This is a genomic window from Tianweitania aestuarii (genome assembly GCF_018457165.1).
In the GTDB taxonomy this organism is placed as follows: Bacteria; Pseudomonadota; Alphaproteobacteria; order Rhizobiales; family Rhizobiaceae; genus Tianweitania; species Tianweitania aestuarii.
Genome location: NZ_JAFMNX010000004.1, coordinates 292,457 through 299,426 on the forward strand (window position 1 = coordinate 292,457; position 6,970 = coordinate 299,426).

A 6,970-nucleotide genomic window follows, 5' to 3' on the forward strand; every position below is an offset into this window, starting at 1 on the left:
GCTGATGCCGAGCTCGTCGGCCAGCTTGAGGCTGCACAGGATGAAAGCGCTAGTAACACCCTGAATGTCGTAGCTGCGCAGGCTGCAGCGGCGGGGGTGCTGCCGAGGCTGTATTGGCGCGCGACCCAACGCCATCAGACGCGATCATCGAGATATCGGAAAGCGCGGTTGCGATCTGATCGTCATGGCCTCACAAGGCCGTCGTGGCGTGCCGCGCATGATGCCTGGAAGCTAGACCACCAAAGCACTGGCACGCTCCGATATATTCCTGTGCTGGTGATCCGCTGACCCAACTGACCAGAAAGACCGGGATCGTACATGAAGACGCTTGTTTTTGGCACTAAGCCCTATGATCGGCGCTTCCTCGAAGCTGCCAATGACCAGCATGGGCACAGCCTGACCTTTCTTGAGCCTCGGCTGGACGAAGCAACGGCGGCGCTGGCGGCCGGATATGAGGCCGTTTGCGTGTTCGTCAACGACACGGTCTCGCGGCCCGTGCTGGACATCCTGGCAGAAGGCGGGGTGAGGGTCGTTGCGTTGCGTTGCGCGGGCTACAACAATGTCGATCTGGCTGCAGCAGAAGAACTTGGGATCGCCGTCGTAAGGGTGCCGGCCTACTCGCCCAATGCGGTGTCGGAGTTTACGGTCGGCCTGGTGCTTGCGCTTGATCGGAAGATCCATCGTGCCTGGGCCCGGGTGCGCGAGAACAACTTCGCGCTGGACGGGCTTATCGGCCGCAATCTGGAAAGCCGCACCGTTGGTGTCATCGGAACAGGACGGATTGGTGCCCTTGTTGCCCGCGCTTTCAAGCTTGGTTTCGGATGTGAGGTATTGGCGAGCGATCCTTATCCCGACGCGGAACTGGCGGCCGTCGGCATCCGCTATGTCGAGCCGGAGATGGTTCTGCGCAGCAGCGACATCGTTTCGCTGCACTGCCCTTTGACGCCGAAAACCCGCCATCTCGTTGATGCAAAGGCGATCGCGGAAGCGCGCGACGGGCTGTTGCTCGTCAACACAAGCCGTGGTGCCTTGATCGACACGCGCGCTGTCATCGACGGCTTGAAAAGCGGCAAGATCGGCGGCGTGGCGCTCGATGTTTACGAGCAGGAAGCCGACCTGTTCTTTGAAGATCTGTCGAGCGAGATCATCCAAGACGACGACTTCCAGCGTTTGCTGACCTTTCCGAACGTGCTGGTCACAGGTCACCAGGCCTTTCTGACGGAAGAAGCGTTGCGCGCCATCGCGGAGACCACACTGACAAGCCTTTCAGATTACGAGGCTGGTCGTCCTTTGGCGAACCGGGTTGAAGCCGAGAAGGTTCGTCCGTCACATCTAGCAAGCGAGGCGTCATAACGAGCGCATCAGTCGCTTGCCGCCTGCCGAAAAACATGATCTAAACCCTGCCAACCACAGGGGTGCTCCGTATTGCCGGGGCTGAGACTGCAGCGTCATGTTGCGAAACCCTCAAGCTGATCTGGATAATTCCAGCGGAGCGAGGCGGATCATGTTTTCTGGCGCACAACTATCCTTGTATCCGATGACCGACGATTTCGTGTCGGTCATCCTGAGCAGTCTGTCGGCTCTTGATCCGTATCGGGACCGGTTCAGGATCGAAACGGATGACATCTCGACATTGCTGGTCGGTCCGCCGGAGGAACTGTTCCCGGCCATGCGCGATCTGCATGTCGCGGCATCGCGCAACGGCGTTCATTGCGTGCTGCATGCCACGGTGTCCCGGGGATGCCCCGGCGAGCCGGACGATCCGATCTGCACACCAATCCAGGGGCTTACGTCCAACACCCCGCTTGCCCAGCGGATCGCGGGTGCGCTGAACGCGGCGCATGGCGCAGAGGCGAAAGGGCAAAGTGTTGCGGCACAGCTGTCGCTTTATCCTCTCGGTGCCGGTCACCATATGGATGAGATCTATGGCTGCATCGACTTCCTGAAGCAGTCCGGCGTGTTCGGGAAATCCAAGAACTTCTGCACGACCTTGCGCGGTGATGCCGGGCCGGTTTTCGCCACGCTAAGCGAGGCTTTCCTGCGATTTGGCTCGCCGGAAGGTCACCTTGCGCTTGATCTGACTGTTTCGGCCAACAGCCCGACCGCTGCCTGATCGCTTTTCAGCGCGACCGTCATCATGTCTGAAAAAGCATCCTTAGTGGCTCGAGCGGGACCGGCTGGCTTGGCGATCGCCGGGCTCTTGCTGGCTTGGCAGCTTTATGCCGAGCTGTCCGGCATCAGTCCAACCACCTTGCCGTCGCCGTGGCGGGTGGCGCAGCAGGCGTGGATCCACAAAACAGCGTTGTATGACAACGCGTTACCGACGGTACGAGCAACCCTGTTTGGCTTTGCTTGTTCGCTGATGACGGCCTTTCTTCTGTCGATCCTGATGGACTTTTCGCGACCGCTGCGGCGGGCTTTGTTTCCGGTGTTCATCATCAGCCAGACCCTGCCGCTGGTCGCGATTGCGCCGTTGGTGGTGCTTTGGTTCGGGTTTGGGCTGGTGCCGAAGATCATGCTGGTGGCGCTGGTGACGTTCTTTCCGATGCTGGTGGCTTTGGTGCAGGGGTATGAGGCGACGGAGAAGGAGATTGCGCAGCTTTTGCAGTCGATGGGAGCGAGCCGCTGGCGGGTTTTCTGGCTGGCAAGACTGCCTTCCGCGCTGCCGTTCTTCTTCGCGGGACTAAGGATATCAATCACTTACGCGGTGGTCGGGGCGATCTTTGCGGAATATGCGGGGGCGGCCAAGGGGCTGGGGATCTATATCCTCAACGCCAAGAACAATTTTCGGCCCGATCTTGTGCTTGCGGCGGTGGGTGTGAGCGCCACGCTGACGCTGGTTCTGTTTGGAATTACCGTTCTCGTTCAAAGACTTGCAATGCCCTGGCACCGCTTCGAGCGGGAGCAGGCGCGGTGAGCGGGATGCGGCTTCAGCTGGAGGATATCCGCAAAAACTTCGGCGAAACCGCCGTGCTTGACGGGGTTTCGCTGCATGTCCGGGAGGGCGAGTTCGTTTCCATTCTAGGGCCGTCAGGTGCCGGTAAATCGACGTTGTTCCAGCTGCTTACGGGCGCAGAACACGCAGATGGCGGCGCAATTTCGGTGAATGGCGCGTCCGTTTCGGGCCAAAATCGCGATTTGGCATTCATGCCGCAGCGCGATGCGCTGATGCCCTGGCGATCCATCCTCGACAATGTGACTCTCTGGCTCGAAGTTCAGGGCATGACCCGAAAAGCGGCCCGCGCGAAGGTCACGCCCTTGCTCGGTGAATTCGGGCTGGCGGGTTTCGAGAATCACTACCCCGCACAACTTTCCGGCGGCATGCGACAGCGGGCGGCGCTGCTACGTACGGTTGTGCAGGAGCGAAGTCTGCTGCTTCTGGATGAACCCTTCGGCGCGCTCGATGCGCTGACCCGGACGAGCATGCAGCGCTGGCTCGAGGTGATGTGGAAGCGGCATCGCTGGACGGCTTTGTTGATCACGCATGATGTGCGCGAAGCCGTGTTCCTGTCGGACCGGATCTATGTGCTGTCGGCACGGCCGGCACGGGTGCTGCACGAATTTCAAATCCCTTTGCCGCGACCACGGGATGGTTCGGCCAAAGGGCTTCAGGAGGCCAGCGCCATCGAGGCGGCTGTGCTGGAGACGCTTTTGATCCGCGAACAGGCTGGAGGGCCTCATCCATGACGATCATCAATCGCCGAACGACACTTCTGCTCGGGCTCGCCACCGGTGCAGCCTGGTCTTTGCCGGTCCGGGCGCAAGACAGAACGAAGGTGACGGTCGCACTGGACTGGACGCCGAACACCAATCACATCGGCCTTTATGTCGCCCGCGAGAAGGGCTTCTATGCCGACGCCGGTCTGGATGTCGAAATCCTGCCTTATGGCGACACCAGCGCCGGGGCACTGATCAGCAACGGGGTCGCCGATTTCGGTGTGACGGGCGCGATCGGCTTTTTCACGCAGCGCGCTGCGGGTGCCGATCTGAAGGCGGTGTATGCGGTCGTGCAAACCGAAACCGGGCGGCTCGTCTTCAACGATGACCGGCAGGACATCCAGCGCCCCCGCGATCTGGTGGGGAAGACCTATGGGGGCTTCGGCAGCAATTGGGAAAACGCGCTGATCAGCACGATCATCCGCAATGATGGCGGCGAGGGCGATTTCGAGACGGTGACGCTCGGCACTTCGGCTTACGAGGCGCTGGCCAATGGCGCGGTGGATTTCACGCTGGAAGTCTATACCTGGGAAGGCGTGAAGGCGGAGCTCGAGGGACGCAAGCAACGCGCTTTCCGGTATGCCGATTTCGGCGTGCCCGACCAGCACACGACGTTTCTGGCGTCGAGTGAAGCAAAGCTTCAAGCCAAGCCGGAGGCTGCAAAGGCTTTCGTTCAGGCCACGCAACGCGGCTACGCCTTTGCCGCCGAGAACAGCAAGGAGGCCGCCGCGATCCTGGTTGAAGCCAACAAGGACATGCTGACCGATCCTCAGCTGATCGAGGATTCGATGAAAGCGCTGGTGGAGGGCCATTATCTGGCGCGGCCGGATGGCACGGTTGGCGAGATCGACGGGGCGAAGACCGAGGCGATGGGCGCCTTCCTGTTTTCGGCCGGCATCCTGCGCGATGGCAATGGCGAGGCGCTCGCCATGCAGCCCGATTTCAGGGACTACTACACCAACACGTTTTTTGATGGTGCCTGATCTTGGCCGGGACCAAGCGCATGCGGCTCAACGCGGTGCTTTATGGGTTGGGCGCCCATGAAGCCGCGTGGCGGATGCCGGAAAGCGATCCGCTTGCCGTAACCAAGCTGCCCTTCTGGGTGGATGTGGCGCAACGCGCGGAGGCGGCGGGTTTCGACGCGCTGTTTCTGGGCGACGTGCTGACCTTGCAGGCCGGAGCGGACCGGCATCTTTCCGACGCGATGGACCCGATCGTGATCATGTCCGCGCTGGCTGCCGTGACCAGCCGCATAGGGCTGATCGCGACGGCTTCAACGAGCTTCGATCATCCGTTTCATCTTGCCCGCCGCTTTGCCTGCCTCGATCATATCAGCGGCGGCCGGGCAGGGTGGAACATCGTGACCTCGTCCAATGCGCTGGAAGCCCGCAACTTCGGGCTCGATGCGATGCCGGACCATGCCGAGCGCTATGCGCGTGCTGCCGATGTCGTGGATGCCGTTGTGGCGCTTTGGGACAGCTGGGATGCCGACGCCAAGATCGCCGATCAGCAAAGCGGGCAGTATCTCGATCTTTCCAGGATCCGGCGGGTCGATCATCAGGGACCATTCGTGCGCACCGCCGGACCGCTCAACGTGCCGCGTCCGCCGCAAGGGCGGCCGATGCTGGCGCAGGCTGGATCATCGGAAGCGGGGCGGGCCTTTGCTGCGGCACGCGCCGACATCGTGTTTACCGTGCAGTCCGATCTGACGGCAGCACAGGCCTTCTACCGGGACGTGAAGGCGCGGGCAGTGAAGGCGGGGCGTGATCCCGATGATCTCTGCATTCTGCCGGGCATCGTTCCGATCGCGGCTGCAACAAAGGCCGAGGCGGAAGCGCGGCTCGCCGAACTGAACGGCTTTGCCGTTCTGGATCATCTGATCGCCAAGGGGTCCGAGTTCCTTGGGGTCGACCTGAGCAGGCTTGATCTGGATGCGCCTTTGCCCGATGGCCTGATGAACGGCGTCGGCAATCAGGCAAGCCAGAGCCGCGTTGAGGTTCTTGTTGGAATTGCCCAGCGCGAGGATCTGACCGTGCGCCAGTTGTTGGCGCGGCTGGCAAGCGGACGCGGACATCTGCTGGCGGTTGGAACGGGTGCCGAGATTGCGGATCTCAAGGAGGAATGGCTGGATAGCAAAGCGGCGGACGGTTTCAACGTGATGTGCCCGGTTCTGCCAGGCGACCTTCAGCGCTTCGCTTGCCACGTCATGCCGATCCTGCACCAACGCGGCCTCACGGTGTCCTGACTTGACTTCCGGGGGGCACTCACACACCTTGTTTCAATGACAACGGCCGACCAGCTCTCGCATCTCAAACGGGTGTGTCCACTCGCAGGACACTAACCCCCGGCCACGGTCGCGTCGCGCCCCGGTCGAGGGGCATTGCCGAACCACCGCTCGAGCGGTGACGTTCACGATTTGCGCGACACCCATTCCAATCGAACGATAACAGCCCGTAGGTGATGCTTTCGCCGTGCGGGCCGAAGAGGTCAAACATGTCCAGCACACAAACGGGCCGCAAGCCCGCCATCCAGATTACACAAACCGATTACGACAAGCTCGCGCTTCTTGCCGACAGTGCAACGCATGTCAGCGAAGCCGTGCTCGATGAGCTTTCAGCGGAGCTCGACCGAGCGCGCATCGTGCCCGACAACAAGCTGCGCGATAAGGTCGTGCGCATGGGCTCGCGGCTGCGCTATTCCACCAACAATGGTGACAGTCGCGATGTCACGCTGGTTTTCCCCGGCGAAGCGGATATTGCCGAAGGCCGGATTTCGATCCTGACGCCGATCGGCACGGCGCTCATCGGCTTGTCGGAAGGACAGTCGATCGAATGGGTGGCGCGTGACGGCAAGAGCCATCGTCTTCTTGTCGAGAGCGTGGGAGAGGTGGCGGAGCCGCAGGCCTCCTGAGGCAAGAGGACTATTCAGCCGTTTGGCTCCGAAGAGAAGGTGCCAGCAAGTGTTGGCATCTTTAAATTTGTTAATATTGATCGCCTGCTGTTCGCGGTTGTGAAAATGTTCGCCTTCGGCATTCACGCTTCTACTTCTTCTGTTAGTGTTTGAGAGCATCAGTTTTCCCAGCAACCTTTAACCGGAGTTCACCGGTGAACGGCAGCAAACTTCTTCGTATTCTCGGCGTTCTCGTCGTGCTTGTTCTGGTCGGCATCGGCGGCTTTGTCGCTTATGCCTGGGAGAGTGAAATCCCGGCCGCCGAGCCTCCGGCGGTTGCAAGCTTCGATCCCCAGCTGGTTCA

7 protein-coding genes and 1 riboswitch are annotated in these 6,970 nt (G+C 61.0%); all 7 genes read left to right on the plus strand.

Annotation, left to right across the window (positions count from 1 at the left end; all coding sequences use genetic code 11):
* Positions 1-318: 318 nt before the first annotated feature.
* The 7 genes from JYU29_RS16010 (at position 319) to rnk (ending at position 6,627) form a co-directional block, all read left to right on the plus strand.
* A complete protein-coding gene (locus JYU29_RS16010) occupies positions 319-1,353 on the plus strand; it encodes a 2-hydroxyacid dehydrogenase (protein WP_213985844.1) in 1,035 nt (344 codons plus the stop codon).
* A gap of 48 nt (positions 1,354-1,401) precedes the next feature.
* Positions 1,402-1,514, plus strand: a riboswitch (TPP riboswitch).
* A complete protein-coding gene (locus tag JYU29_RS16015; RefSeq protein ID WP_213985845.1) occupies positions 1,505-2,113 on the plus strand; it encodes a YkoF family thiamine/hydroxymethylpyrimidine-binding protein in 609 nt (202 codons plus the stop codon). Its footprint overlaps the riboswitch before it by 10 nt.
* Before the next feature lie 24 nt (positions 2,114-2,137).
* Positions 2,138-2,917 carry an ABC transporter permease gene (locus JYU29_RS16020; RefSeq protein ID WP_213985846.1) on the plus strand — a complete coding sequence of 260 codons (780 nt, stop codon included), beginning with the start codon at positions 2,138-2,140 and terminating at the stop codon, positions 2,915-2,917.
* Positions 2,914-3,687: an ABC transporter ATP-binding protein gene (locus JYU29_RS16025; protein WP_213985847.1), complete on the plus strand. Its 774-nt coding sequence runs from the start codon at positions 2,914-2,916 to the stop codon at positions 3,685-3,687. The genes JYU29_RS16020 and JYU29_RS16025 overlap by 4 nt, the downstream gene beginning before the upstream one ends.
* The gene (locus JYU29_RS16030; RefSeq protein ID WP_213985848.1) at positions 3,684-4,700 is read left to right on the plus strand and encodes an ABC transporter substrate-binding protein; all 1,017 of its coding nucleotides are present in this window, start codon (positions 3,684-3,686) and stop codon (positions 4,698-4,700) included. The genes JYU29_RS16025 and JYU29_RS16030 overlap by 4 nt, the downstream gene beginning before the upstream one ends.
* 20 nt (positions 4,701-4,720) lie before the next feature.
* Complete coding sequence (locus tag JYU29_RS16035; RefSeq protein ID WP_213985849.1) at positions 4,721-5,962, plus strand: NtaA/DmoA family FMN-dependent monooxygenase; 1,242 nt, start codon at positions 4,721-4,723, stop codon at positions 5,960-5,962.
* Positions 5,963-6,210: 248 nt separating this feature from the next.
* Entirely contained in the window at positions 6,211-6,627 is a 417-nt protein-coding gene (rnk, locus tag JYU29_RS16040) for a nucleoside diphosphate kinase regulator (protein WP_213985850.1), read from the plus strand.
* The last annotated feature ends 343 nt before the right edge of the window (positions 6,628-6,970 follow it).